20 protein-coding genes and 3 pseudogenes are annotated in these 25121 nt (G+C 62.9%); 10 read left to right on the plus strand and 13 right to left on the minus strand.

Annotated elements, in window-relative coordinates; all coding sequences use genetic code 11:
• Positions 1–17 precede the first annotated feature (17 nt).
• The 7 genes and pseudogenes from AC1DRE_RS21070 to AC1DRE_RS21100 all read left to right on the plus strand — a co-directional run bounded on the left by AC1DRE_RS21070 (position 18) and on the right by AC1DRE_RS21100 (position 5378).
• Complete coding sequence (locus AC1DRE_RS21070) at positions 18–1682, plus strand: thiamine pyrophosphate-binding protein (RefSeq protein ID WP_476986453.1); 1665 nt, start codon at positions 18–20, stop codon at positions 1680–1682.
• A 92-nt stretch (positions 1683–1774) separates the two neighbouring features.
• Entirely contained in the window at positions 1775–2302 is a 528-nt protein-coding gene (locus tag AC1DRE_RS21075) for an alpha/beta fold hydrolase (protein ID WP_476986454.1), read from the plus strand.
• Complete coding sequence (locus AC1DRE_RS21080) at positions 2295–2513, plus strand: recombinase-like helix-turn-helix domain-containing protein (RefSeq protein ID WP_476986455.1); 219 nt, start codon at positions 2295–2297, stop codon at positions 2511–2513. Before AC1DRE_RS21075 ends, AC1DRE_RS21080 begins: the two co-directional genes overlap by 8 nt.
• Before the next feature lie 3 nt (positions 2514–2516).
• Positions 2517–3605, plus strand: coding sequence for a Rieske 2Fe-2S domain-containing protein (locus AC1DRE_RS21085; RefSeq protein WP_476986456.1), 1089 nt, complete (start codon positions 2517–2519; stop codon positions 3603–3605).
• Between the two features lie 11 nt (positions 3606–3616).
• On the plus strand, positions 3617–3925 hold the full coding sequence (locus AC1DRE_RS21090; RefSeq protein WP_476986457.1) for a hypothetical protein: 309 nt from the start codon (positions 3617–3619) through the stop codon (positions 3923–3925).
• Positions 3926–4001: 76 nt separating this feature from the next.
• Positions 4002–4319 (plus strand): annotated as a pseudogene (locus tag AC1DRE_RS21095) (RidA family protein); the annotation flags it as partial.
• 258 nt (positions 4320–4577) lie between these two features.
• Positions 4578–5378: an aspartate dehydrogenase domain-containing protein gene (locus tag AC1DRE_RS21100; protein ID WP_476986458.1), complete on the plus strand. Its 801-nt coding sequence runs from the start codon at positions 4578–4580 to the stop codon at positions 5376–5378.
• Between the two features lie 211 nt (positions 5379–5589).
• Here AC1DRE_RS21100 and AC1DRE_RS21105 read toward each other — a convergent pair whose 3' ends face one another.
• Positions 5590–6135: a MarR family winged helix-turn-helix transcriptional regulator gene (locus AC1DRE_RS21105; protein WP_476986459.1), complete on the minus strand. Its 546-nt coding sequence runs from the start codon at positions 6133–6135 to the stop codon at positions 5590–5592.
• A gap of 198 nt (positions 6136–6333) precedes the next feature.
• Between AC1DRE_RS21105 and AC1DRE_RS21110 the strand changes: the two genes are divergently transcribed.
• Positions 6334–6852, plus strand: a complete 519-nt coding sequence (locus AC1DRE_RS21110; RefSeq protein ID WP_476986460.1) for a cupin domain-containing protein — start codon at positions 6334–6336, stop codon at positions 6850–6852.
• Positions 6853–6950: 98 nt separating this feature from the next.
• Positions 6951–7895, plus strand: a pseudogene (locus AC1DRE_RS21115) (thiamine pyrophosphate-binding protein); the annotation flags it as partial.
• A gap of 50 nt (positions 7896–7945) precedes the next feature.
• Here the strand turns inward: AC1DRE_RS21115 and AC1DRE_RS21120 are convergent.
• A pseudogene (locus AC1DRE_RS21120) lies at positions 7946–8740 on the minus strand (DDE-type integrase/transposase/recombinase); the annotation flags it as partial.
• A gap of 512 nt (positions 8741–9252) precedes the next feature.
• Positions 9253–9537 (minus strand): antibiotic biosynthesis monooxygenase family protein, encoded by a 285-nt coding sequence (locus AC1DRE_RS21125; protein ID WP_476986461.1) that lies wholly within the window; start codon positions 9535–9537, stop codon positions 9253–9255.
• A 653-nt stretch (positions 9538–10190) separates the two neighbouring features.
• On the opposite strand from AC1DRE_RS21125, the gene AC1DRE_RS21130 reads away from it, so the two are divergent.
• A complete protein-coding gene (locus tag AC1DRE_RS21130) occupies positions 10191–12380 on the plus strand; it encodes an amylo-alpha-1,6-glucosidase (RefSeq protein WP_476986462.1) in 2190 nt (729 codons plus the stop codon).
• Between the two features lie 475 nt (positions 12381–12855).
• Here AC1DRE_RS21130 and pntB read toward each other — a convergent pair whose 3' ends face one another.
• From pntB to AC1DRE_RS21180, 10 genes are all read right to left on the minus strand, one after another.
• Entirely contained in the window at positions 12856–14328 is a 1473-nt protein-coding gene (gene pntB, locus AC1DRE_RS21135; protein WP_476986463.1) for a Re/Si-specific NAD(P)(+) transhydrogenase subunit beta, read from the minus strand.
• Positions 14325–15881: a Re/Si-specific NAD(P)(+) transhydrogenase subunit alpha gene (locus AC1DRE_RS21140; RefSeq protein ID WP_476986464.1), complete on the minus strand. Its 1557-nt coding sequence runs from the start codon at positions 15879–15881 to the stop codon at positions 14325–14327. Before AC1DRE_RS21140 ends, pntB begins: the two co-directional genes overlap by 4 nt.
• Positions 15882–16540: 659 nt before the next feature.
• A complete protein-coding gene (locus AC1DRE_RS21145) occupies positions 16541–17758 on the minus strand; it encodes a cytochrome P450 (RefSeq protein WP_476986465.1) in 1218 nt (405 codons plus the stop codon).
• 12 nt (positions 17759–17770) lie between these two features.
• A complete protein-coding gene (locus AC1DRE_RS21150; protein ID WP_476986466.1) occupies positions 17771–18787 on the minus strand; it encodes a PDR/VanB family oxidoreductase in 1017 nt (338 codons plus the stop codon).
• A 176-nt stretch (positions 18788–18963) separates the two neighbouring features.
• Positions 18964–20205 carry an acyl-CoA dehydrogenase family protein gene (locus tag AC1DRE_RS21155; RefSeq protein WP_476986467.1) on the minus strand — a complete coding sequence of 414 codons (1242 nt, stop codon included), beginning with the start codon at positions 20203–20205 and terminating at the stop codon, positions 18964–18966.
• Positions 20206–21279: a phosphotransferase family protein gene (locus tag AC1DRE_RS21160; protein ID WP_476986468.1), complete on the minus strand. Its 1074-nt coding sequence runs from the start codon at positions 21277–21279 to the stop codon at positions 20206–20208.
• An 8-nt stretch (positions 21280–21287) separates the two neighbouring features.
• Positions 21288–22409 carry an ABC transporter substrate-binding protein gene (locus AC1DRE_RS21165; RefSeq protein ID WP_476986469.1) on the minus strand — a complete coding sequence of 374 codons (1122 nt, stop codon included), beginning with the start codon at positions 22407–22409 and terminating at the stop codon, positions 21288–21290.
• A gap of 72 nt (positions 22410–22481) precedes the next feature.
• Positions 22482–23498 carry an NADPH:quinone oxidoreductase family protein gene (locus AC1DRE_RS21170; protein WP_476986470.1) on the minus strand — a complete coding sequence of 339 codons (1017 nt, stop codon included), beginning with the start codon at positions 23496–23498 and terminating at the stop codon, positions 22482–22484.
• Between the two features lie 4 nt (positions 23499–23502).
• A complete protein-coding gene (locus AC1DRE_RS21175) occupies positions 23503–23724 on the minus strand; it encodes a biotin/lipoyl-binding carrier protein (protein WP_248760868.1) in 222 nt (73 codons plus the stop codon).
• Between the two features lie 2 nt (positions 23725–23726).
• The gene (locus AC1DRE_RS21180; RefSeq protein WP_476986471.1) at positions 23727–25112 is read right to left on the minus strand and encodes an acetyl-CoA carboxylase biotin carboxylase subunit; all 1386 of its coding nucleotides are present in this window, start codon (positions 25110–25112) and stop codon (positions 23727–23729) included.
• Between the last annotated feature and the right edge of the window lie 9 nt (positions 25113–25121).

The following is a 25121-nucleotide window of genomic DNA, read 5'->3' on the forward strand; positions in this document are numbered from 1 at the left end:
TGGAACAAGGAACGAAAATGCCCCAAAACCCAACCGGCGGTGACATCCTCGTCCGGGTAATGCGCAGGCACGGCATTGACACCGCCTTCGGGGTGATCAGCATCCACAACCTTCCCCTCATCGAGGCCGTGGACCGGGAACTGAACTTCGTCGCCGTCCGCCACGAAGCCGCGGCAGTAAACGCGGCGGACGCCTACGCACGCGCTTCGGGCAAGTTCGGCGTCGCCCTCACCAGCACCGGAACAGGCGCCGGCAACGCTGCCGGGTCCATGGTGGAGGCGCTGACCGCAGGCAGCCGCGTGCTGCATATCACCGGCCAAATTGACAGTGAATTCCTCGGAAGCAACCGCGGAGTGATCCATGAGGTCCCACGACAGCTGCAGATGCTTCACGCAGTATCGGGCTACGCGCGGACCATCTTCAACGCCAAAGATGCCGAAGCAGATCTGGAAGAAGCTATCGCGCACCTGCTGACCGCCCCCTATACACCGGCCAGCCTGGAATGGCCCATCGACCTGCAGTACCTGGCCCTGCCCGAGGAACAGCGCCCGGCGGACTCCCCCAGCCAGCCTGAAACCTCCATCGACGAGGAAGCTCTGGCCAAAGTCGTTGAAATGCTCTCCCAGGCCAAAACGCCCCTCATCTGGGCAGGCGGTGGAGCCGCGAGTGCCGGTACAGCCCTGGCTGAGCTGCTGCACCGCCTCGGCGCCGGGCTACTGACCAGCAATTCCGGCAGAGGCGTCGTACCCGAAGATGATGACCAGGTGATCGGCAACTTCGCTACCACCCCCGAGGCCGCAGCGCTCCTGGCGGACGCGGACGTGCTGCTGAGTGTTGGAACACACTTCCGCTCCAATGAAACAAAGCACTACTCTATGGCACTGCCCAGCACACACATCCAGCTAGACATCGATCCTGCAGCCATCGGCCGGGTCTACCCGGCCGATGTCGGGCTGGAAGGTGATTCCCAAGTCCTGCTCGAGCAAATCATCGCGAAACTCCCCGCCCCCGGCGTCGATGCCGGCTGGACCGAGCGGGTACGCGCGACCCGACGCAACGTCCGGGCCGCCCTGACCGAATACATCGGCGGGTACGCCGAGATCTGCGAAAGCCTTCGTCGGCGGCTTGACCGCGAATCCGTAATCGCCCGCGACGTAACAATCCCCTCCAGCCAATGGGGCAACCGCCTGCTGGAGATCTACTCACGGGAAACCAATATTTTCCCGCTCGGCGGCGGCATCGGACAGGGACTTGCGATGGGCATCGGCGCCGCCTGCGCCCGGCCCGGGATCCCCACCGCGGTGATCGTCGGTGATGGCGGACTGGCGGTCCACCTCGGTGAGCTCGCCTCACTCGGAGGCTCGGGCGCCTGGTGCGTAGTGCTGGTCTTCAACGACAACGGCTACGGAGTCCTCCGGAACATGCAAAAAGCCAACGGCTTCGCCCAAGCTGGCGTGGATCTTTACACTCCGGACTTTGACCTGTTGGCCCAATCACTACGCCTGCCGTTCTGGCGGGTCAGCGGCTCCGGACAATTCGATCAGGCACTGGCAGAAGCGTTGGCGGTCCGGGGACCGGCCGTCATCGAAATTGACGTCACAGCCCTGGACCCGGCGCCGGGACCGTTCGTGCCGCCGGTGCATATCCCAGCCGGAACCACTAGAGGGACGAGGAAAAAATAGCACTGACAGAACCACTGACTTTGGACAGTCCACCACCGGACATAGGGCAAATCCGGCACCGTGTCGTCTGCCTTCACAACGGCACCGGAGCCGTGGAGTGGTATAGCCGGCAGGTCGCTGCCTACGATGCACAAACCTGGGAAAACTTCGATGGCGCCTTTCTCGGTGCCACCGTCACCGAAGACCAGCTTGAAGAGTGGGTCTCAGGTGCTGCGGCAGCACTCCAGGACGGCGGGGTCACCCCCGTGCACCTGGTGGCCTCCGGACGGGCCGCCTACGCCACCATCGTGCTGGCCGGCCGTCATCCCGAGCTGGTCAAGAGCCTGATTCTCGCAGACCCGGAAGTGGACACCTCCATCGAGGGATATGCACATTCGCTCCAACTCGTTCAGGCACCATCGCTGGTCATCGCCGCGGTGCCGCAGGCAGACACCGACATTGCCGAACCGCAAAGCATCGCCGGAGGAATCGACAACGGCGTCTTCGTCATCATCGAAAACACCGCCGTCCCCGCGCACCGAACACGGGCCGACTCTTTCAACGAGTGGGCCACATCATTTATGAACATCGCCGAAGGCCTGCACACCTTCGCCGAACCAGAGGAGGACTTCCGTGCCTGAACAGTACCTAGAACCGAATCAGGCCCTCACCAGGCCCGCAACTCCCTACGAGAAGAAACTAGCAGGGGCACTGAGCGAGGTCTTCGGCGGCGGCACAAAAGATTTGCCAGGGATGGTTGCAGGTCTGAACGGCCTTGGTCTCAATGCTCCGGATGGCAAACCGTGGGACGAAGCCCGTTTCCGCGCCGAAATGCGACGACTGGGAGAATAAGAAATGACAACTACAACGCAAACCGCTCGTCCGACCACCGGGAAGACCAAGACAAAAAACGTCGTCGGCGTCCGCCACGAAGTCGATGCCAAAGAACTGGCAGCCATGGGGCTGCGAGACCGGTGGTACCCCATCTACCCCTCGCGCTTCGTTGGCGTTGGGGACATGGTCAAGGTTAAGCGCCTGGGTGTGGACTGGCTGCTGTTCCGCGACGCCACCGGACGTATTCGCATGCTCGAGGACCGCTGCCCCCACCGCAGTGCCCCCCTCTCAGTCGGTCAGCACCTCGGAGACCGTGTTGCCTGCAAGTATCACGGCGTACAGGTCGATGGAGACGGCACGGTGATTTCTGTCCCGGGCATGCCCGGATGTGCCCTCGAGGGCCGAACCGTTACCACTTCGCTGGCAGTTGCAGAAGCAGCCGACACCATCTTCGCGTTCATGCCACTGACAGCCGACTCCGAGGTAACGGAGTTCAAGCTGCCGGACCGCTTGGCGAATCCGGAGGTTTCCTGGTTCTCGAACTTCGCGGAGTGGAAGGGGCCCTGGCGCTTCTACATGGACAACGTCCTGGACCCGATGCACGGCGCGTTCCTCCACCGCGACTCACACTCCATGTTCGGTGGAGACACCAGCGCCCGCTTCCGAATCCGCGAAACTGACCGAGGCTTCTTCTTTGAGAAGACGGACCAGCGCGGCGTGAACTTCGACTGGGTCGAATACTGCCGCGAGGCCATGGACTACGTCGATCTGGAAATCCCGTATGCCGAGTCCGCAGGACCCGGCGGAACTTTTGGCATCGTCGGCATGGCCACTCCCATTGACGCAAACAACTCGGCCATCTTCCACTGGCGCACCCGCACCGTCTCGGACTGGGAGCGCGACGTCTGGCGGTTCATGTACAAGACGACCCTTGAAGAAAAGCACTGGGCAGTCCTGGAACAGGACCGGGAAGTCCTCGAAGCACTTGCCGCCGACGCTGACAAAGACGAACACCTCTACCAGCACGACCTCGGCGTCGCGCGGATCAGGCGCGTCTACGAAGCCGACGCAGAAAAGCAGGCCGCTATCCTCCGGGGTGACGGGCTGTAATGAATGACTCCATGCTGCTGACAGTATTTCTGCGGCATGATCAGTCCCAGCACCTGGAACAGATTCAAGCCGGACTGGATGAACGGGACTGGTGGAACGGCTTCCCGCCTGAAGGTTGTGAGATCGTCTCTTGGGTAGTCGCCATGGGTGTAGGTCAAATAGTCACTCTGCGGCTTCCGGCTCATCTGCTGAATACCGTGAACGTCGAGCTGGAACGGCGGGCCTGGGGTGTCTTTTCCACCGAGTTCTATCCGACGTATGACTTCCTGCCAGTGCGCGAACGCCTGCGCCGGGAGTCCAACGAACGGGTAAGTCGTTGAGCCGGGTGAAAGCGGCGACAGTCCCCGAGCCTCCGCGCGAAAAGATGTTCAGTAACGCACGGTTGCAGGGGCAGCACTTTTCCTGTCCGGCATGCATGCCGGCGGTAGCGGCGGCATTGTCGGTGGAAACGATACCTATCTTCAGTCGCGGGAGACCTTCCGCAGGGTCAAAGAACTTACCGAAGCATGCGGGGGCACAGTAGATGACATCATCACGCTGCGCATCTACCTCACCGACATCTCCGATAAAGCCCTGGTCGGCAAGGCAAGATCCGAAGTGTTCTCGGGCGACTTTCCGTGCTCCACCCTGGTGGAGGTGAGCCGTCTCGTTGAAGATGGGCTAACGGTGGAAATCGAAGCACGAGGCATTATCGGCGCTGGTCACCAGGATTAGGGCCAGATGCCAGGGGCTGGGTGGACACGGCCTCCCGGATTCTGCCCCTCCGAAAGCCGGATTGTCGTCAGCAATCCGGCTTTCGGAGGGAAACCAAGTCTCTCCCCCAAGCGCTGAACAGCGCGTAAATCACCCGGTAGTTCAGTGTTCGAGCGAGCACAAGTGCCTTCGAGCGTGACGAGGACATTCTCCTCACCGCGTTTCGTCAACCACACGCGCGAGCGGATCCAACTACCCAATCAAGACTCGAAGGACATCATGAAGTCAGCACGCACCTGCCGTGTCGGAGTTATCGGTTACGGCGCCATTGGAGTGCCCGTCGTCGCCGGGATTACTGAGGGACGGGTCGCAGGGGCCGTTCTGGAAGGAATTATCTCCCGAAGCCCGGTCAGTAATATCTCGGTGAAACAGCTGGACCTGGCGGAGGCCCTGGAATGTTGCGATCTACTGGTCGAGTGTGCAGGTCAGGAAGCACTCGTCGAGCACGCCGAGGTTGTGCTCCGGGCGGGTGTTGACCTGCTCGTGACGTCTATTGGCGCCCTGGCAGATAGAGAATTCTCAAAGCAGCTCAACGCCGCCGGGCCGGGGCGGCTCTTCCTGACATCCGGCGCAGTTGGCGGCCTTGACCTTTTGTCCTCAGGCGCCCGTGCGGAAGGCTATGACAAAGTCACGATTACGACGACGAAGTTGCCGGGCTCCCTTGTCCAGCCCTGGATGAACGAGGCTTTGGTTGAGGAGATACGCAATGCTCGTGGCCCACTGGACGTTTATGAAGGATCGGCCGCTGAAGCCGCGCTGTTGTTCCCCAAGTCTCTAAACGCTGGCGCCGCCGTTGCTATCGCTGTTAACAACTGGGACGCTGTGACGGTCAGAGTAAGGGCAGACCCCGCAGCGGAACTGACCAGCCACGTCATTGAAGCTTCTGGAAACATCGGGGAGTACCGATTCGAAATCCGCAACAAGCCCTCTGAGGACAATCCGAGGACGAGTGGAGTAGTGCCGTTCGCCGTACTACGATCCCTGGAATCCATTATCGGTGGCCGGGGCGGACTGATATGAGCGCAGCAAGGGCCCCGAACTGCTGACCCCTGCGTCGCATCGGGCACTAAGCCTCCCCGCGCATCCGCGGATCCTCCCGGTCAGAAACGTGCCAGGAGTGCCGGCAGGTCAGACTCTGTTACACCTTATGCCCCGATCCTCCTGTAGACAGACCCGGTAACCGCGAATGCCAGGATGCACAGCCAAGCACGGACGCGAAGACGCAGGAGTTTCAGGAGTCTTGGCCGGCCGCTTCCAGCGCATTGACATCAGATGAGACCACCGATGCCTCTGCCTTCTTGAGCAGCGCTGCGAGTTGATCCAGTTCCGATGAAGTCAGACCGCTCAACATCTGACGTTGCTTGTCTAAATGCTTACCGAATGCCTCATCGATAACAGCTTTCCCATGAGCGGTCAGCTGGGCGTAGACAACCCGCCGGTCTTCGCGAGTCCGAACTCGCTCGATGAGGTTTTGCTCCTCCATCCTGTCCAGCCGGAAAGTGATACCACCGGTCGTGAGCATGGAGGAGGTCGCGAGTTCCCCGGCTGTCTTCCGGTGAGGTGGGCCGGAGCGGCGCAGATTAGCCAAAACATCGAAGGATGCAAGTGTCAGCCCGTACTCATCAAAGTAGGAACTTTCGACAGCACGGACCTGATTAGCCAGCCGCAAGAGCCGCCCGAGGACGCCAATCGAGCTTGCATCCAAGTCCGGCCGTTCGCGCAACCAATCCGCAAGAATACGGTCGATAGCGTCAGCTTCAGTTTTTTCGTCAGGCATGGCCCTGTCCTTTAGATATCGATAGTGCATCTTAACACTGACCTTTCCAGCAATCAATTAACTCAGACTGGTTCCACTCAGGGTCTTGTTACTTGATCGAATTTACCTTAGTGTTGAGATAGTTAGAGTCGAGGGAGTTGCTCCTTAGCTTGGCTACGTTTCCTTGGTATACATCGCCCCAGTCCGAGAGGTTTAACAATGAGCGAAACCGTAAGTGCACCAACAACAGATCTTGAAGAGCTCATCGATTCGTCTATCGCGTCCAGTGAGAGCCGCGTCGTTGACTTCGACACTCTGAAGTTCCAGACGAAAATGGGAGACAAATTCCGGCGCGGCCAGGTCCGCTACATCGGCTCCGGAGCGACCGGGGACCACTCGGATGACAACAACATCCTCCAGGCCGAACACTTCACGTTCTCCAACATGGTCCTGCCCGCCGGCTGCGTAGGACCTGAGCACACTCACCCTGACGTCGAAGAAGTATTCTTTGTCCTCGAGGGACAGGTGGAGTTCAGCGTCCATGATGTCGAGGACGGCACCAAGAAGGCCAGCCGTGTTTTGGGCTACCGCGACCTCATTCGTGTTCCTGCAGGCGTACCGCGGAGCCTTCGCACTGTCAGCGAAGACGACGCGCTGATCTGCGTAATCATCGGTGCGAAAAAGCCGGAGATTCCCTTCTACCCGCCGACCTCCGAGATGCACGGAGTCACTCGCTAGAAATGTTCCTCCAAGAAGCGCGGGTACCAGCTAGAGCGCAACCCGGAACACAACCTAGGGAGGGCAATCGCCGCCCTAGCGAACAAGGCGGTGAGCAACTGACCGCGCCAGTGGAAACCGTCCCAGTCAGCCAGGACGGGCAAACCCACAAATCAGCAGGACGCGTCATTGTTGATTCGTTTGTCGCACACGGCATCAGGCGGCACACGTAGTCCCCGGCGAGAGCTTCCTGGATGTACTCGACGGGCTTCACGACTCGACGATCGAGACCATCGTGTGCCGCCACGAGGGTGGGGCCACCTACATGGCCGAAGCTGACGGCAAGATGAACCAGATGCCTGGCATTGCCATGGTTACCCGTGGCCCGGGCGCGGCCAACGCTCACGTCGGACTGCACACGGCGTGGCAGGATTCAACGCCGATGGTGCTGTTGGTGGGGCTGGTTCCTTTCGCGCACCGTGAACGTGAAGCTTTCCAGGAATTCGACATTAGAGCCTGGTTCGACACCGGTGCTAAGCGGGTCATGGTTCTGGATCACGCGGAGCGTGCCTCCGAGATCGTCGCCGAGGCCATGTTCGCAGCCATGAACGGCCGGCCCGGCCCCGTCGATATCGGGCCGCCCGAGGACGTCATCAGGCAACAGATCCCCGCCGAGCTTCACCCGCCGATCCCTGTTGCCACCGGAGGCATGACCACAGTGGATTCCGGTGCCCTGGCCGCGGCCCTGGCAGCATCGTGCAAGCCGCTGTTCGTCAACCGGTGGAAATGACTGGACGCAGTAGGGTGCCGACCAGCTCACCGCCTGGCTGGAAAAGCACCACAATCCCGCAGCGACGGAATGGCGGACGCAGGGGACCGTTTCGTTCAGTTCCCCGTCCTATGTCGGTCCTATCGGCTACGGTCGCCCTTGCCCCACTTATGACCTGCTCGAAGAGACGGACCTGCTGATCTTTGTCGGTACCGTTCCGGGTGATGTCATCACCGACGGGGTCCTGTGCCGTCAGGACTGGACCAAGAAGAACTTTCTTGTCACGATCGACCCCTAGCTCCGAGGCAGGTCAGGTCCAGTCTCGTACCAGCTTGACACACCTCATTTGTCCAGGAACCGGAACAGGGTCTGATGGAAGCGTTCGTTCTTTCCCTGCGTGGTCGGTTTGTACGGTTTCCCGGTGACCGCCTCGATCCCCAGGGAGGTGACGTACGTGAGGAGCTGGCCCTGATGGCCCCGCCGTGAAGGGTTCAACGCGGCCCCGTTGTCCGTGAGCAGTTTCCGCGGCACCCCGTGCGCGGTGATGCCCTTCTTCACCACCGCAATCGCGGCCTCAGACGTTTCCCCGGCGGCGACGTGGGAGGCGACCGCAAAACGGGAGTGGTCATCGATGAGCTGGAAAATCGCGCATTTACGGCCACCGGTGAGGACGTACTCGGTCGCATCCAACTGCCACAGACAGTTCAGGGCAGGGTAAACAAACCGGCGATACGCGGCCCGGGGGCTTCTTCCGCGGCTCCAGCCTTGCGACACCGCTCTGACGGAAGATCCTGGCCAGCGACGCGACCGAGGGCACCGGTTCCAGGCCCATGGAATTCATCTTCTCGAACACGCTGATCGGTCCGCGGTCCAGGCCCGAGCGCTCCAACGCCGCCCGCACCCGCAGTGCCTGCTCCTGGGCCTCGTCACTGATCCTGGACGGGCTCGTGCGCGGCCGGCGGGACCGCGGTTCCAACGCCGCGGCCGGGCCCTCGGCCCGGGCCCGGCCCAACAACACGTAAACGTCTTACGGGAGATGCCATGCTCGTTACAGAACGATGTCACGGCACCACCCAGTGGATCATCCGGCCACTGCCGAGCACACCAAGCTTTGGGCAATGCCATCCACCTGTTGATCATCAGTGCGCAGCGAGCAGCCACTGGATTCGATCAGTTGCTGCAAGAAGGGCAAAACCCACACGGCAAGATAAGGTCGCCGTCAAGCGTTTCGTCGTAGTTGCGCAACTATCGGAGAATATTCCAGGTTGATCGCCTCTGGCGTTGGCGTTCATAGAACTCAGGGTTCGGCATGGCCGCGGCAAGCTTGACGGCTGAGATCATGGCTGGCCCAAGGACTGCTGCCTTGAGAGTCAGGCGTGATGCGCATGCGACTTGGACTATCAGTGCAGGGCGCGGAACGCTCTTGGACGATTGCGGCAGTTCAGCCGGCGAACCTCTTGTCCCAACTTAACGGCAGGCAGCCTTCGGACATAGGTACGAACTTGCCGCTCCGAATGCGTGGGCGTCGGGGCTGGCTGCGACCAACTAATAAAGACCTTCAAGACGCACACATGCTCGCTCTGACAACTCACGTGAGGCTTCCAATCGGGTGTGCGAATTCAGCAGATTCGCACAGAACTCTCGACGGACGGTCAATCTTTAAGGAGCTGGGTTAGCACATCAAATTCGTCGACTCCAAGGACCTCCATGTGTTGCTCCGCGCTGGTCGCGGAGCGGATACGATCCGCAACCTGACGGCTGCCTGCAAGTGCGTCCTCGTCATCCCAAAGAGTTATCGAGAGTGAGGTGTTTTCTTTTCCCAGTAGGTAATAGATCCCCCTGCATCCTGGCAGGCCCAGCACCTGGCTGACGGTTTCTTCTGAAGGTGCTCCCGTGCTGTCAGGAGCGGGCCGGTACGTGCTGACGCGAGCGAACATTGTGTTTCGTCCTCCGATAGCCGTTGGTTAAGCCTCCACGCCACACGAGCGGTTGGTGGCAGGCTCGGAAGGCTTCGCCTCCTCCCACTAGTAAGGACCCGGGCTGGTGGAAGTGCAAGACTGGTGAAATCTGCTGCCGCGGTCCTTACCTCGACCACAGGGGTGGTCTGCCGTCCGTGTTCCTCGTGGAGCGACTGTTTGTAGCGCTCCGGCAGCGTCAGGCCGGCAACGTGGGCCATGGTGCGTCTTGTCGTTGTCCGACAGCACATACGTCGGTGCCCCGGCCAGGATCCGGAACCACCGGTCCAAAGCCGCGAACACACTCGGCGCCGTCCCGTCCCGCAACGGAATCAGATCCGGAGCCGGCGTCGTTAGGTCAATCTAAATAGTCAGCATTGCCCATACCGCGATCCATGCTGTCTCCTCTAATTTGAGGCAGTCTCAGTCGACCACAAACATAGACCGGGGCGTCTCCCTCAGTTGAAAGGGCCTTCCGTCTTGCGCGAATGCGCGCTTCCCCCGCGCGCGGGCATCGACTGTCCAAGCTCTGGCTCAGGGGAGACAGCAAGAGTAGCGTCGATTGAAGTATTGGCAGCGACGTCAGCGCCCCACAGGGCGGGGCTACGCGGCGTCGGTTTGTTTAGGGGGCCGGGATGGCTGGGTGGAATGCTGATACCGCGGCCGGGCCGTTGGGGCCCGGGGCGGTCACTCTGGTGGAGGGATCATCGTTCTGCATCTCCTTGCCGAACGGGGATATGCACTCCGAACATCCTCACGGTCTCTTCGTCCAAGACACGCGCATCCTGTCTGCCTGGAGGCTCACCGTTGATGGCGAGCCAATTGAGCCGCTGGCAGCGGAGACGATGGCGCCGTACCGGGCACTGTTCGTCGGCCGCGTTCCCCGCTCGGACAGCTACGCCGACAGCCCGCTGATCGTCGAGCGGCTGCGCGAACTAGGGGCCGGAATCCACGAGCAGATCACCGTCAGCAACTATTCCCCGGCGCCGGCCGAATGCCTGATGACCCTGAACATCGAGGCGGACTTCGCGGACGTCTTCGAGGTGAAAGAGGCACGGATCCAGCGGCGTTGGGACGAAACCCGCCAGGCCGACGGCGAGACGCTGGCCATCCGGGCTTCCTGGCAGGACGTCAGGAAGGGCGTCACGATCGAGGCCCCCGGAGCGAACATTACGCCGGAGGGCCTCACGTACCACGTGTCCGTCCCGCCGCACGGCCACTGGAGCACCGTCCTGACCGTGGTGTCCGGCGCAGATGGAACCGGGCCGGTGGCGGCATTCGTCCATTCTGACGCCGACGGGTTGTCCCCCCGGGACCGCCGCCGACGGGAATGGGTGGCCAAGATCCCGGTGCTGCACATGGGAAACGCCTCGATCGAACGGACCCTGCGCCGCAGTTACGACGATCTGGGCGCCCTCCGCATCGAGGACCCGGACCATCCGGACCGGGTGGTGGTCGCCGCCGGGGCGCCCTGGTTCATGACCCTGTTTGGCCGGGACTCGTTGTGGGCGTCTGTAATGGCGATGCCGGTGGATCCGTCACTGGCCCTGGGCACTCTGCAGACGCTGGCAGACCGCCAGGGCAGCGTCGTGGATCCCATGAGCGAGGAGGAGCCGGGCAAGATCCTGCACGAGATCAGGCTCGATGTCTCCAGCGGGCTTTCCCTGGGCGGCAAGTCGGCCTACTACGGCAGCGTCGATGCCACCCCGCTGTTCGTGACGGTACTGGGATCGGTGAGCCGTTGGGGTTTCGCCAAGGAAACCATCGCGGCGCTGTTGCCTCACGCGGACCGTGCGCTGGAGTGGATCCGGGACTACGGCGATAAGGACGGCGATGGGTACGTCGAGTATGAGCGCCTCAACCCACAGGGGCTGATCAACCAGGGCTGGAAGGACTCCTGGGACGGCGTCAACTTCGCCGACGGGACCCTGGCCGAGCCGCCGATCGCACTGTGCGAGGTGCAGGCCTACGTCTACAGCGCGTATGTATCGCGCGCATGGATGGCGTACGACGCCGGTGATACGGCTTTAGCGGATGAGCTCACTGACCGGGCGGCGCAGTTGAAAAAACGGTTCAATGAGCAGTTCTGGATTCCCGACCGCGGGTACTACGCCATCGCTCTCGACGGCAAGAAGCGGCAAGTCGATGCCTGCACTTCGAACATGGGTCACTGTTTATTCCTCGGCATCATCGACGAGGACAAGGCGCCGCAGGTGGCCGAGCGGCTCATGTCACCGGAGATGTTCAGCGGATGGGGAGTGCGCACCCTGGCCAGCAATATGGGCGCCTACAACCCCGCCAGCTACCACAACGGCTCAGTCTGGCCCCACGACAATGCGATCATCGCGGCTGGTCTGCTGCGCTACGGCTTCGTAGTGGAGGCACAACGGATCGCCACGGCCCTGATGGAGGCGGCCAATTACTCCGGAGGCAGGTTACCGGAATTGTTTTGCGGCTTCAGCCGAGAGCATCTCCCCGCCCCTGTCCCCTATCCAACGGCCTGCTCACCCCAGGCCTGGGCGGCGACTGCACCGATCCGGCTAGTGACCAGCCTGATGCGGTACGACGCGCACGTGTCCCGCGGCGGCCTGTGGATGGATCCCGTGCTCCCGGAATCCTTCGGCGACCTGCACATCACCAACGCACCCCTGGCGGGCGGCCGGATCACCATCGACATCACCAATTCCGTCCCAACCGTGTATGGGCTTCCCGAAGGAATAGTCTTCCACCACGGGCACCGGCCATGGATGACCGAACTCGTGGATCAGGCGGACCGCCGCAAAAGCGATTGGAAAAGGAGATGGCCAGGCGAAAGGCCTGGCTGAGACACGATGATGAGTCCCTTGCGCTGCAGGCTGGGGGCGGCTCCTCAATTATTGAGCAGTTCCAGCCTGCAGCGCACCGAAGGGGCGGATCACCCCGCTTCGCAGTCCGTTTTCACGTCACCATCAATTGATCAGGACGTCCTCCCGGACGTTCTACTCCACGGATTCTTCAAGCAATTCGTGCCTGTGGTGGAGCAAGAACTCATGCCTATGGTGAAGACCGGTCCACGGTGAGGCAGCCAGTTCGTCGATGTCGAAAACGCGCGCTGGTGAGGGCGCTTCCTCCGGGTATGAAATCCGTTTCAGAAAGTTGATTCTAAAACCCCTCCGAGCAGGGATGTCGATGGGAACTCGTCGTCTGCGCATCGTGTCTTCCTCTCATTGTGTGATCCGGGGGGTGTGTGTCTCGAGACCATTGATATGCGGGCGGAGTAGTACGGCTTGGCTAGCGGGACACGTCAGGAGGGGTTTTGTCTTAGAAGGCGCGGAGGATGTCTTCGACGCGTTGTTTGGCGTCGCCGAAGAGCATTTGGGAGTTGTCGCGGAAGAACAGCGGGTTTTGGACTCCTGCGTAGCCGGCGGCCATGGAGCGTTTGAACACCACGACGTTCTCGGCTTCCCACACCCGCAGGACGGGCATACCGGCGATGGGGCTGGACGGGTCTTCGGCCGCGGCGGGGTTGACGGTGTCGTTGGCCCCGATGACGAGGACCACCGAGGTGTCGCCGAGGTCTTCGTTGATTTCGTCCATTTCCAGGACGATGTCATACGGGACCTTTGCCTCGGCGAGGAGCACGTTCATGTGCCCGGGCAGGCGCCCGGCGACGGGGTGGATCCCGAACCTGACGTTAACGCCGCGTTCGCGGAGCTGGTGGGCCAGTTCAGCCACGGGGTACTGGGCCTGGGCGACGGCCATGCCGTAACCGGGGGTGATAACCACGCTGGAAGCGTTGGTCAGCATTTCGGCGGTGGCCTGCGCGGTGATTTCGCGGTGCTCGCCATGGTCGGTGTCCGCTCCGGTGCGTGCGGCGATCCCGAACCCTCCGGCGATCACGGAGATGAAGGACCGGTTCATGGCCTTGCACATGATGTAGGACAGGTACGCGCCCGAGGAGCCGACCAGGGCGCCGGTGATGATCAGCAGGTCATTGTTCAGCAGGAAACCCGCCGCGGCGGCGGCCCAGCCGGAGTAGCTGTTGAGCATGGAGACGACCACGGGCATGTCGCCGCCGCCGATCGAGGCCACCAGGTGCCAGCCCAGCCCGAGGGCGAGGAGGGTGACCAGTAAGAGGAGCCAGAGCTGGGAGTCGTTGACGTACCAGACGGTCAGGGCAACGAACGCGGCGAGGGCGCCGAGGTTGATCGCGTTCTTCCCCGGCAGCATCAGCGGTGAGGACTTCATCCGGGCGGAGAGTTTCAGGAACGCCACGATCGAGCCGGTGAACGTCACCGCACCGATGAAGACCCCGATGAACACCTCGGCATGGTGGACAGCCGTCAGGTCCGGGGACAGGGCCGGGGCTTCGAGGTGCCCGTTCCAGCCCACGAGCACTGCCGCGAGGCCAACGAAGCTGTGCAGCAGCGCGATGAGTTCGGGCATGCCCGTCATCTCCACCACGCGGGCGCGCCAGAGGCCGATGGCTCCGCCGACCAGCACCGCAGCCAGGAGCAGGACCAATCCGGTCAGGCCATGGCCGGTGCCCCAGGCGCCCTGCAGGGTCAGCCAGACGGTGGCCGCCAGGGCGATGACCATCCCGGTGATGCCGTAGATGACCCCTGCCCGGGCCTTTTCATGCTTGCTCAGCCCGGCAAGGCTGAGGATGAACAGCAGGGCCGCGACGATATAGGCCGCCCCGGCGATGGAGTCGGCGGTCAACGGACCGGAGACGGTCTCAGACACGGTAAAGCTCCTCGTAAGTGTTGCTGCTGCTTCGGTGACGGCGCTCATGAACGGGCCTTCCCGGCCGAGAACATCGCGAGCATGCGCCGGGTGACGGCGAAGCCGCCGAAGATGTTAATGCTCGCCAGCAGGACCGCGACGGCGGCAATGATCTGCATGACGATGTTGTCGGAGGTGACCTGCAGCAGCGCCCCGACCACGATGATCCCTGAGATGGCGTTGGTGACCGACATCAGCGGGGTGTGGAGGGCGTGGTGCACTTTCCCGATGACGTAGAACCCGACCACGATCGAGAGCATCAGCACCGTGAAGTGCTGCGGCAGCGGCGCCGGGGCGACCGCGTTGATCCCGAACAGCACCGCGATGGCCCCTGCAAAGAGCCCGGCCTTACCGGCCGGGCTGAGGCCTTGTTTCTTCTTCGGCGCAGTGCTTTCGGCGGCCGGCCCGGCGTTGGCCTTCACCGCGGGTGCGGCTGAGACCTGGACCGGTGGCGGCGGCCAGGTCTTCTCCCCGTTGCGCACCACGGTCACTGAGCGCTGCACGACGTCGTCGAAGTCGATCCGCAGCTGGCCGTCCTGCTCCTTCGTCAGGAGCTTAAGGAGGTTCAGCATGTTTGTCCCGTACAGCTGGGAGGCCTGGGCCGGGAGCCGGGCCGGAAGGTCGGTGTAACCGAGGATCACCACACCGTTCTCCGTGACAATCCGTTCCCCGGCGACCGAGCCTTCCACGTTCCCGCCCTGCCCGGCAGCCATGTCAACGATCACACTGCCGGACTTCATGCCGGCCACATCCTCGGCCGTGAGCAGCTTCGGTGCCGGACGCCCGGGGATCAGGGCGGTGGTGATGATGATGTCGACATCAGCCGCCTGCTCGGAGTAGATCTCCGCAGCACGGGCGTTGTACGCCTCGGAGGTCGCCTTGGCATACCCGTCGGAGGACTTCATCTCTTCGGCGACCTCAACCTTGAGGTAGGTCCCGCCGATCGACTTCACCTGATCGGCGACCTCGGGCCGCGGGTCCGTCGCCCGCACAATAGCGCCCAGGCTGGACGCCGCACCGATCGCCGCCAGGCCCGCAACCCCGGCCCCAGCGACGAGGACCTTCGCCGGCGGAACCTTGCCCGCAGCGGTCACCTGGCCCGTGAAAAACCGGCCAAACTCATGCGCAGCTTCAATCACGGCACGGTACCCGGCAATGTTCGCCATCGAACTCAGAACATCCATCGACTGCGCGCGCGAGATACGAGGCACAGCATCCAAAGCCAACGCTGTGATCGGCCGCGCCGCCAACGCCTCCACCAAGTCCGGTCGCAACCCCGGGCTCAACGAACCAATCAGCGTCGCCCCGTCGGCCAGACGGCTGATCTCTTCCCAAGTGGGCGGGTTCACCCTCAGCACCACTTCGCTGCCCCACGCCTCATCAGCCCCAACAATCAGGGCGCCCGCTGCAGCATAGTCCTCGTCCCTGAAGGAAGCGGACTCCCCCGCACCCTTCTCGACCACAACCTCGTAGCCCAACTCCAACAACTGTTTGACGGTGACAGGCGTCGCCGCCACCCTCGTCTCGCGACCTAACTCGGCCACAATCCCAATACAGGCCATTTGTTGCTCTCTTTCATCATGAAGTATGTCTTGGACGGGAATCCGCCGTCCGGGCGTACCGACTTATGTTGAATCCCCAGGAAGCCTGCAGACGTTGGCCGTTGAACATCTCGGGGTTACGGGGCCGCGGTCCCAAAGGTGCTGTCTCGCGGCCCCGCGATGTCTGGCGCGCTGACTTGAGCGCACTACTTCTCAGCACCGAGATTCCGCGTACGGCGCTATGGAACGGGACATCACTCGAACCACAGCCAGGCCACACGCTGCCGGTACTGCCTCGCTGCAGTCCCGGCCGGTGTCCCGATGCGGTGAATCTCTCCTTGCTCACTACTTTTCAGCACTTCCAAGAGGCTTTCCAAAGAAAACCATGGAAAGGCTGGGGTGTGTGGATATCCCTCACGGGCGACAATAGTTTCAGACTGGTCGCACGATTTTGTCCGGTCCCTACAAGAACTGGGCCGTCAGTTTGTTTCGCCTGGCGATGCCGCCAGACGGCCGGGCGCCTCGGACCAATAGGGCACGCCACATAGATCATCCCGGTCAGGAAATAGGTCTTCCCGACGCCGCCTTCCCCCACGATCAAATACCTTGATCCCCTGCCGGATTTCAGGCTCTGCATCGCAGTAGATCATCCGACCGGGGTGGTCCTGCTTGTCCGTGGCTTAGGCGAGCGTCAACCGCAGGGGCACAGAATCCCAGCCACGAAGGGTGTTGTTGTGATGGCGTTCGATCGACGAGGCCAGTTCGATGCCCTTGATCCGGGGCACCAGTTGTTCCAGCAGTGACGCCGCCTGCAGGCGGGCTGCGTGCTGGCCCACGCACTGGTGGATGCCCATGCCAAAGGACAGGTGCCCGGACGGGTCGCGGGAGAGGTCGAACTTGTCGGGGTTTTCCCAGCGGCGCGGATCGCGGTTTGCCGCCGCGAAGCACAGCATGACCCTGCTGCCTTCGGGGATGGTGCTACCGCCGATGGTGACATCGCTCGAGGTCTTGCGGAAGATCTGCTGGACCGGGGATTCCCAGCGCAGCGATTCGTCGAAGGCAAGGCGCGCCAGGTTGGGGTTCCCGCGCAATGCTTCCCACTGCTCCGGGTTCGAGGCAAAGGCATAGAGCATGCCGGAGATCCCGTAGACGGTGGTGTCCACACCGGCCGAGAGCAGTGAGCGGGTCAGCAGCGGGGCCTGCTCGTGCAGGATGTCGCCGCGGTCGGCGGCGGCCCAGATGTCGGCACCGAAGCCCTCGGGCTTCAATGCGTCCCGCTGGCACTTGGCGGTGGCCCACTCGGTGTATTCGGCGGCCTTGCACTTGCCCTGCTCCACCAGCTCGTTGTCGGGGCCGAGCGCATTGAAGATGTGGTCGGCATACGGCACCAGGTTTTCGCGGCCCTCCTCCGAGATGCCGGAAGCCTCGGGGAAGAAGTTCACCGGGAGCTTCGAACCCAGGTCGCGGTGCCCGTCGATCTCGATCTGCTCGCCGGAGGCTGTCCCTGCCAGCAGGTCATCAATCAGGCCTCCGGCCACCTCCATGCAGGTGTCCTTCATGGAACGCAGCACCCGCGAGGACAGGATTGCCTGCAGCACTTCGCGTGGCGCGTCGTGTTCCGGCGGATCCATCTGCAGCAGTCCCCGGGCACGCCACGGCTCGTTGAGGCCCACGCCGGAACCCGAGATCAGCTCCTGCCAGTTCGCGACGGCGGCCGAGAGGTCCTCGTAGCGTCCGATCGCATACGCGTTGTACTTGGACAGGAAGGCCACGGGACCGGCCTCGCGCAGGCGCTCCTGGAACGGGAGGGGGTTGTCAAGGATTTCCGGCGAGAACGGGTCATCGTGGAGGACCGGGATGGTTCCGTGGTTAACGGGGCACTTCGTCACTGTCGACATGGTGGGTAGCTCCTAAAGTTCCAGCACGAGGCGATCGGTGATCGCGCGTGAGACACATACAAACATTCGGTCGTTCTTGGCGCGCTCCGCGTCATTGAGCAGCGAGTCACGGTGCTCCGGCGTACCCCGCAGGACGCTGACCTCACAGGTGCCGCACACGCCTTCGTTGCACGATGAGAGCACGGGGACGCCGGCATCGCTCAAGGCCGAAAGCACCGTTTCGTCGGTCCCGACGGTGATGCACCTCTTGGACAGTGCCAGTTCGAGTTCGAACGGCTCGGTCCGCACCGGGTCCGGCAGCGTTGCCGGAACGAAGCGTTCGAAGCGCACCGCCCAGGACGGCCATGCGGATGCAGCGCCGGCCACCGCGTTCAATAGCGGCTCCGGCCCACAGCAGTAGACCCGGCCCCCGTCAACGGCTTCGTTCAGGAAGGTGAGGTTCAGGTGGCCCAGCTCGTCCTGCGGCCAGACGGTGACCTTGTCGCCGTACTGGGCCAGCTCGTCGATGAAGGCCATCGAGGCACGCGTGCGGCCGCCGTAGTGCAGGTGCCAATCGATATCGAGCTGCTCGGCTGCGACGATCATCGTCATGATCGGGGTGATCCCGATGCCGCCGGCAATGAATTCGTAACGGGTCGCCTGGGACAGGTGGAAGTTGTTACGCGGGGTTCCCACGGTGAGCATGTCTCCGACGGCGAGGCGCTCGTGGATGTAGCGGGAGCCGCCCTTGGAGTTCGGTTCGTTCAGGACCGCGACCTCATACGCCTGCGGGTCCCAGCGGTCGCCGCACAGGGAATAGTGGCGCGAGAGGGCGCCGGAATCGGCGGTGGGGAGCACCAGTTCGATGTGTGAACCGGGTGTCCAGTCAGGGACGCGGCCGTTGTGCGGCTCCTCGAGTCGCAACCGCACGACACCATCGGCGATGACATCCTTCCGCGCGACCCGGAGGGACTGGATCCCAGGGTGACCGGCAGCGGGCTTGGAGGCCGACGAAGCGTCGACCGTGAGCGAAGCGGCATTAGTAGGCATACAATGATCATCCGCGCAAAGCACCGCTGTAATCAATCTCACATAACCTATCAAGGCGATAGCCACGTACACATCCGCGGGAACTTGACAGCAATCGCAGGCAAACGAGGATGGCACGAAAAAGTCCCTCCCACCACGAATCGTGGTGGGAGGGACTGTGAACGCCTTGGTCCATCTTAGGTGTTGGCGCGGGCCTCACGGCGGGCGCGCTGGCGCTTGAGTTCGTTGCGGGCCAACGAGTTCTTGTGGACTTCGTCGGGGCCGTCGGCGAAGCGGAGTGTGCGCGCATAGGCAAACGCGGAGGACAGGAAGAAGTCCTGCGACAGGCCACCTGCACCGTGGACCTGGATCGCCTTGTCGAGGATCCATTCAACGGTGGAAGGGGTGGCGATCTTGATGGCCTGGATCTCGGTGTGGGCTCCCTTGTTGCCAACGGTGTCCATAAGCCAGGCTGTCTTGAGCACCATGAGGCGCAGCTGTTCGACCCGAACGCGGGACTCGGCGATCCAGTCGCGGATCACTCCCTGGTCGCTCAGCGGCTTGCCGAAGGCAACACGGCTGTCGGCACGCTCGCACATCATGGAGATGGCACGCTCGGCCATGCCGATGGCACGCATGCAGTGGTGGATGCGGCCGGGGCCCAGACGGGCCTGGGCGATGGCGAATCCATCGCCTTCCCCGCCGATCAGGTTTGTCGCCGGGACCCGAGCGTTTTCGAACACGATCTCGGCGTGGCCGCCGTTGTAGGTGTCCTCGAAGCCGAGGATCTTCATGCCGCGCTTGATGTTCACGCCCGGGGTGTCGCGCGGAACCAGGATCTGGCTCTGCTGGCGGTGGCGATCGGCGGTCGGGTCGGTCTTGCCCATGACGATCAGGATCTTGGCGTTCGGGTTCATCGCACCGGTGATGAACCACTTGCGGCCGTTGATCACGTAGTCATCGCCGTCACGCACGATGGACGTCTCGATGTTTGTCGCATCCGAGGAGGCGACGGCGGGTTCCGTCATGGCGAAGGCCGAACGGATTTCGCCGTTGAGCAGCGGCTTGAGCCACTTTTCCTTCTGCTCTTCGGTGCCGAACTCGGCAAGCAATTCCATATTGCCGGTGTCCGGGGCCGCGCAGTTCAGTGCAGCCGGGGCAAGCGTGCGGCTGCGGCCGGTGATTTCGGCCAGCGGGGCGTACTGCACGTTGGTCAGCCCGGCCCCTCCTTCGCCGGGCAGGAACAGGTTCCACAGGCCACGGCTGCGCGCTTCAGCGCGCAATTTCTGCAGGATCGGGGACTCCGAGAACGCGTACGGGTTCTCGAGATTGTCCAGCTCTTCCTGGTAGGCCGCTTCGGCCGGGTAGATGTGCCCGTACATGAAGTCGACAAGCTCCTTCTTCAGGAGTTCGGTCCGCTCGTCCGTTGAGAAATCCATCTACTTATACTCCTTTAGTGATTCGAGCCCGAGTCCCAGCAGCAAAGGCACAGTGCTGCCGCTGTCTTCGAAGCCCTCGCCAACAGTTTGGCGGTTGATGTGTCTGTAGCGGACGCCTTCGGATATGCCTGCCAGCTTGAAGCAAGCCAGTCCCAGATAGAAGCCGAATCCGTCAAGAGAGCGGCCGCTCTCTGCCTCGTACAGCGCCATGATCTCGTCCTCAGAGGGGTAGCCCGGCGCCATGGTCACGTCGTAGGTGGCTGGGTCCGTCGACGCCCGAGCTGCCACGATGCGTGCGCGCCGCTGATAGATCAGCATCAGCGCCAAGTCCAGCAGCGGGTCCCCGAGCGTGGCCATCTCCCAGTCGATGACTGCGGCCGGCAGGTCGTCGGCGCCCATCAACACGTTGTCCAGGCGAAAATCGCCGTGGACGATTCCCGAGGCGGACTCGGCGGGCACAGCGGCAACGAGCTTTTCGTAAAGCTTGTCCGCTCCGGAAAGTTCACGGGTGAAGGATGCATCGAGCTGCTGTTTCCAGCGCTTCACCTGGCGACCGAGGAAGCCCTCGGGCCTGCCAAAGTCATGCAGGCCAACTTCGGCGGGATCCACGCGGTGCAGCTTCGCCAAGGTACGCACCAGCTCGGTCCCAATAGCCCCCGTGCGTGCCTCGCCGAGCGGTTTGATCTCGTCGGCATAACGGTATGGAACGCCTTCGATCCGCTCCATGATGTAGAAGTCTGCACCCAGGACGTCCTTGTCCCCGCAATAGGCAAACATCCTCGCCACCGGGACATCTGTATTTCGAAGCGCATCGGCCATCGTGTACTCGCGGCGCATGTCGTGGGCGGTGGCCATGATTGTGCCCAGCGGTGGGCGGCGCACAATCCATTGGCGGACACCGTCGGTGACCTCATACGTCAGGTTCGATTTTCCGCCCTGGATCAGGCTGGCCGAAAGCTCCCCCTCAACGAGTCCGGGGCACTCCCCGGCCAACCAATCCCCCAGACGGTCAAGGTCGAGCCCGGTGGGCGATCCCTGGCGCGTCGCCACGCCGCCGTCGTTTGCTGTCTTCATCACATCACTCATGCCCGGGCGAACTCCGGGACGAGCGCCTCATAGGTAATGTCGCCCTCCTTGACGCTGCCAAAGCGCAGGGCAAGTTCGGCCATGCGGTCCACGGTCTCCTTCGTTGCCTTGAACGTCGGCTGGAGCTTGGGTGCCACCTCGCTCGCATAGTGCTCGACGTAGGCCGCAGCGATGTCTGGCGCCTTGCCGCCGAGCCCGGAGGTGTTGAGCAGATCGGCCGCGGCTTTCTTGTTGTTGATGACCCAGTTGCTGGCATCGTCCTGGGCAGCCAACCAGTTCTGGACGACTTCCGGATGCTGCAGCACCATTTCCTCGCGGACGCCCATCGCGACCACGGCCTGGTTGCGCATCAGCTCGGGCACGTTCGCTTCGGCGAAGTCAATCAGGATCTTCCCGCCGGTCTCTTGGGCGACAAAGCGCGTGGCAGTCCATTGGACGGTGACGTAGGCATCGATCCGCCCGGCATTCAGGTTAGGAATCGCCTGCGCGGTGGGGCCCACGGCCAGGGCAGTGACGTCGCTGTACTTCATGCCTGCCAGCTCAAGGGCAAGCTTCAGTTGCAGGTCGGCACCCGCGCCAACGGACGAGACACCAACCTTCTTGCCCTTCAGTGACGCGATCTTCTCTTCGAAACTCGCCTCGGGCCCGGGCCAGCTGAAGTTCTTGCTGCCGACGATCCCGTAAGTTGTTTCGACCGTCCGGAACCCTACGAGAAGCGGGCGCTTGCCCTTCGAACTGTTCGCGTGGGTTGCCATCAGCAGGAGCGTGTCCGATGCGTATGCATCGACGGCGCCGGCGACAAGCAGCTGGTATGCCTGGACGCCGCTTTGTGGGCTGAGGTGCTTGGGGACCTCGAGCTGGTGCTTGGCGTAATCGTTGTTGGCAAGATTAATTGCATCAAGGAAATACGCGTCGCCGGGGAAAGCGGCAACGGCGAATTTCTGCGCCTCGCCAGCGGAAGCCGAACCGCCGCCGCCCCCACAGGCCGTCAGCAATGAGGCCGAGCCAATCGCCGCCGCGCCGAGGCCGAAATACTGCAACAGCGAACGCCGCGATAGCGCGCTGTCCAACGTCCGCGGACCCCTGAAGGGCGATCCACCATTCTGTGACTCAAACATTATTACTCCTGTGTGGTTGATTCGTGCCTGACGGCCTTTGCGGTCCTCATTGCCCGCATTGAAACAACGTGGCTACCGGTTGCTCCCGGCGTGTTCCATGACGACCCTGCCCACGGTTTTACCGTCGGCGAGCCGCTGAAGTGCGGCGGGTACGCCGTCCAACGTGAACCTTTCGCTGACGAAGGGGTTAATGGCTCCCGCGTCCGCCAGTTTGGTCAGCTCCCGGTGGCATTCATCGACCGCCGCCGGGTTCTTGGTGTTGTACAGGCCCCAGTGGATGCCGATGATCGAGTAGTTCTTCACAAGTGCGTGGTTCAGGGCGGCAGACTGAATCTCCCCGCCCGCAAAGCCGACGACAATGATCCGGCCTTCGAACGCGATGCACTTGGTTGAGCGCTGGTAGGTCTCGCCGCCGACGGGATCGTAGATGACATCCGCGCCCTTGCCGCCGGTGAACACCTTGACCTGCTCAACGAAGTCCTGCGTGCGGCGGTCGATGACCAGATCGGCGCCGAGCTTCCTGGCGTATTCGGCCTTGGCCTCGCCGCCGACGACGCCGATCACCTGGGCGCCGGCGGCCTTGCCGAGCTGGATGGCCGCACTGCCCACCCCGCCTGCCGCGGCATGGACCAGCAGTGTCTCGCCTGGCTGGATCCGGGCCAGCCGGCGCAGACCGAACCAGCCGGTCTGGTAGCCGATGAACAGGCAGGAAGCCTGCGCATCATCGAGGGAGGCCGGGGCCTGGTGCACCTTGTCCTGGTCCATCAACGCGTACTCGGCGAATCCGCCGTGCGGAAGTGTGGTCAGGCCCAGCACCCGGTCGCCCAGCGCTGCGCGGGTAACGCCCGGACCGGTGGCGACGACCTCGGCGCAGACCTCGCGTCCGGGGGTGAAGGGCAGCTCAGGCTTGACCTGGTAGACGCCGCGGCACATCAGCACATCCGGGAAGTTCGCCGCCGAGGCGAGGACGCGCACGACCACCTGGCCTTCGCCCGCTTCGGGCACTGCGCGTTCAACGAGTTGGAGGGCATCGACCGGTTCACCGAGTTCCGTGACCGACCACGCTTTCAACGTGCTGGGGATCGACATGCCTTTATTCCGCCTCGAAATTGATCAGCGGCTGCCCTGGAGCGACTACGTCGCCCACGGACACGTGGACGGCCAGAACAGTGCCCGAGTCCTCCGCCGTGACCGGGATTTCCATCTTCATGGCTTCGAGAATCATGAAGACGTCATCCTCCTCCACCCGGTCCCCCGGCGCCACGAGAATCTTCCATACGCTTGCACCCATGTCTGCCTGAATTGTCTCTGCCATTTTCATGCGCTCCTTTTGGCCAGCTTGGCCTGTTCTTTAAGTCGTTGCTGGATGCGTTCCACCAGTCCGGTGTCGTAACGTCCATCAGTGAATTCCTGATCGGCGAGGATCTCTTCGAGGAACGGCTGGTTGGTGACCAGTCCCTCGATCTCGAAGTCCTCGCAAGCCTTGATGGCCCGTGCCAGTGCCTCTTCCCGGGTTTCCCCGTACGCGCAGACCTTGGCGATCAGCGAGTCGAAGTGCGGGGTGACCTCGGTGCCGGCCGCGTAGCCGGAATCCACGCGGATTCCCTCGCCGCTTGGTTCGATCCAGCCGTCGATAGGGCCGGGGCGCGGGAAGAACTTCTTCGGGTCCTCGGCGCAAATGCGCAGCTCGATCGCGTGTCCGCGGAACACCGGGTTGAAGTCCGCGGTGGTGGTGCCCGAAGCCGCGATGCTCAGCTGCTGCTCGATCAGGTCGACACCGTGGGTGAGCTCGGTGATCGGGTGCTCCACCTGGATGCGGGTGTTCATCTCGAGGAAGACGAAGTCGCCGGTGCGGGTGTCGAGCAGGAACTCGACGGTGCCCGCGTTGCGGTAGCCCACCGAGCCTGCGGCCGCGATGGCCGATTCGATGAGCCGTGCGCGGGTTTCCGGGGCCAGGTGCGGCGCCGGGGATTCCTCGATCAGCTTCTGGTGGCGGCGCTGCGTGGAGCAGTCGCGCTCCCCCAGAGCCACGATGGTGCCGTCCTTCAGGCCTAGGACCTGGATCTCGACGTGGCGTGCGGACTCGACGAAGCGCTCGACGAAGACGCGGTCGGAGCCGAAGCTGCGCTCGGACATCGACTTGGTGTTCTCGAAGGCCTTGCGCAGCTCGTCGGCGTCGTGGGCCACGGCCATGCCGATGCCTCCGCCGCCGGCGGAGGCCTTGACCATGACCGGGTAGCCGACGCGTTCTGCTTCCTCGACGGCCTCATCGCCGGTCTTCAGGGCCGCACCCGCGTCGCCGCTGATCGGCACGCCTGCAGCCGCGACGGCCCGCCGGGACTCGACCTTGTCGCCCATCACGTCAATGACGTCGGCCGAGGGGCCGACCCAGGTCAGACCGGCGTCGGCGACCTCGCGGGCGAACCCGGCGTTTTCGGCCAGGAACCCGTAGCCGGGGTGGATGGCGGTGGCGCCCGCTTCCTTGGCGATCGCGATGATCTGCCCGCGGTCAAGGTAGGACTGCACGGGCACGTCGCCCTTGAGCTCGATGGCCAGGGAGGCCTCGGAAACGTACGGCAGGCCGGCGTCGACCTTATGGTAGACGGCGACAGTGCGGACACCGAGGCGGTTTGCCGTCTTGATGATGCGTCGTGCGATTTCGCCGCGGTTGGCGATCAGCAGGCTTTCCGGAAATGAATTCATGGTGATCCC

It is taken from the genome of Arthrobacter sp. P4_H3, from assembly GCF_056400885.1.

Excerpts from the sequence above, each read along its gene's own strand:
- AC1DRE_RS21105 (WP_476986459.1), bottom strand. The coding sequence starts at position 6,135 with ATGCCTGACGAAAAAACTGAAGCTGACGCTATCGACCGTATTCTTGCG.
- AC1DRE_RS21165 (WP_476986469.1), bottom strand. The coding sequence starts at position 22,409 with ATGTTTGAGTCACAGAATGGTGGATCGCCCTTCAGGGGTCCGCGGACG.
- AC1DRE_RS21170 (WP_476986470.1), bottom strand. The coding sequence starts at position 23,498 with ATGTCGATCCCCAGCACGTTGAAAGCGTGGTCGGTCACGGAACTCGGT.
- AC1DRE_RS21100 (WP_476986458.1), top strand. The coding sequence starts at position 4,578 with ATGAAGTCAGCACGCACCTGCCGTGTCGGAGTTATCGGTTACGGCGCC.
- AC1DRE_RS21150 (WP_476986466.1), bottom strand. The coding sequence starts at position 18,787 with ATGCCTACTAATGCCGCTTCGCTCACGGTCGACGCTTCGTCGGCCTCC.
- AC1DRE_RS21130 (WP_476986462.1), top strand. The coding sequence starts at position 10,191 with ATGGCTGGGTGGAATGCTGATACCGCGGCCGGGCCGTTGGGGCCCGGG.
- AC1DRE_RS21160 (WP_476986468.1), bottom strand. The coding sequence starts at position 21,279 with ATGAAGACAGCAAACGACGGCGGCGTGGCGACGCGCCAGGGATCGCCC.
- AC1DRE_RS21085 (WP_476986456.1), top strand. The coding sequence starts at position 2,517 with ATGACAACTACAACGCAAACCGCTCGTCCGACCACCGGGAAGACCAAG.
- AC1DRE_RS21175 (WP_248760868.1), bottom strand. The coding sequence starts at position 23,724 with ATGGCAGAGACAATTCAGGCAGACATGGGTGCAAGCGTATGGAAGATT.
- AC1DRE_RS21110 (WP_476986460.1), top strand. The coding sequence starts at position 6,334 with ATGAGCGAAACCGTAAGTGCACCAACAACAGATCTTGAAGAGCTCATC.
- AC1DRE_RS21155 (WP_476986467.1), bottom strand. The coding sequence starts at position 20,205 with ATGGATTTCTCAACGGACGAGCGGACCGAACTCCTGAAGAAGGAGCTT.
- AC1DRE_RS21125 (WP_476986461.1), bottom strand. The coding sequence starts at position 9,537 with ATGTTCGCTCGCGTCAGCACGTACCGGCCCGCTCCTGACAGCACGGGA.
- pntB (WP_476986463.1), bottom strand. The coding sequence starts at position 14,328 with ATGAGCGCCGTCACCGAAGCAGCAGCAACACTTACGAGGAGCTTTACC.
- AC1DRE_RS21140 (WP_476986464.1), bottom strand. The coding sequence starts at position 15,881 with ATGGCCTGTATTGGGATTGTGGCCGAGTTAGGTCGCGAGACGAGGGTG.
- AC1DRE_RS21145 (WP_476986465.1), bottom strand. The coding sequence starts at position 17,758 with ATGTCGACAGTGACGAAGTGCCCCGTTAACCACGGAACCATCCCGGTC.
- AC1DRE_RS21070 (WP_476986453.1), top strand. The coding sequence starts at position 18 with ATGCCCCAAAACCCAACCGGCGGTGACATCCTCGTCCGGGTAATGCGC.
- AC1DRE_RS21180 (WP_476986471.1), bottom strand. The coding sequence starts at position 25,112 with ATGAATTCATTTCCGGAAAGCCTGCTGATCGCCAACCGCGGCGAAATC.
- AC1DRE_RS21090 (WP_476986457.1), top strand. The coding sequence starts at position 3,617 with ATGCTGCTGACAGTATTTCTGCGGCATGATCAGTCCCAGCACCTGGAA.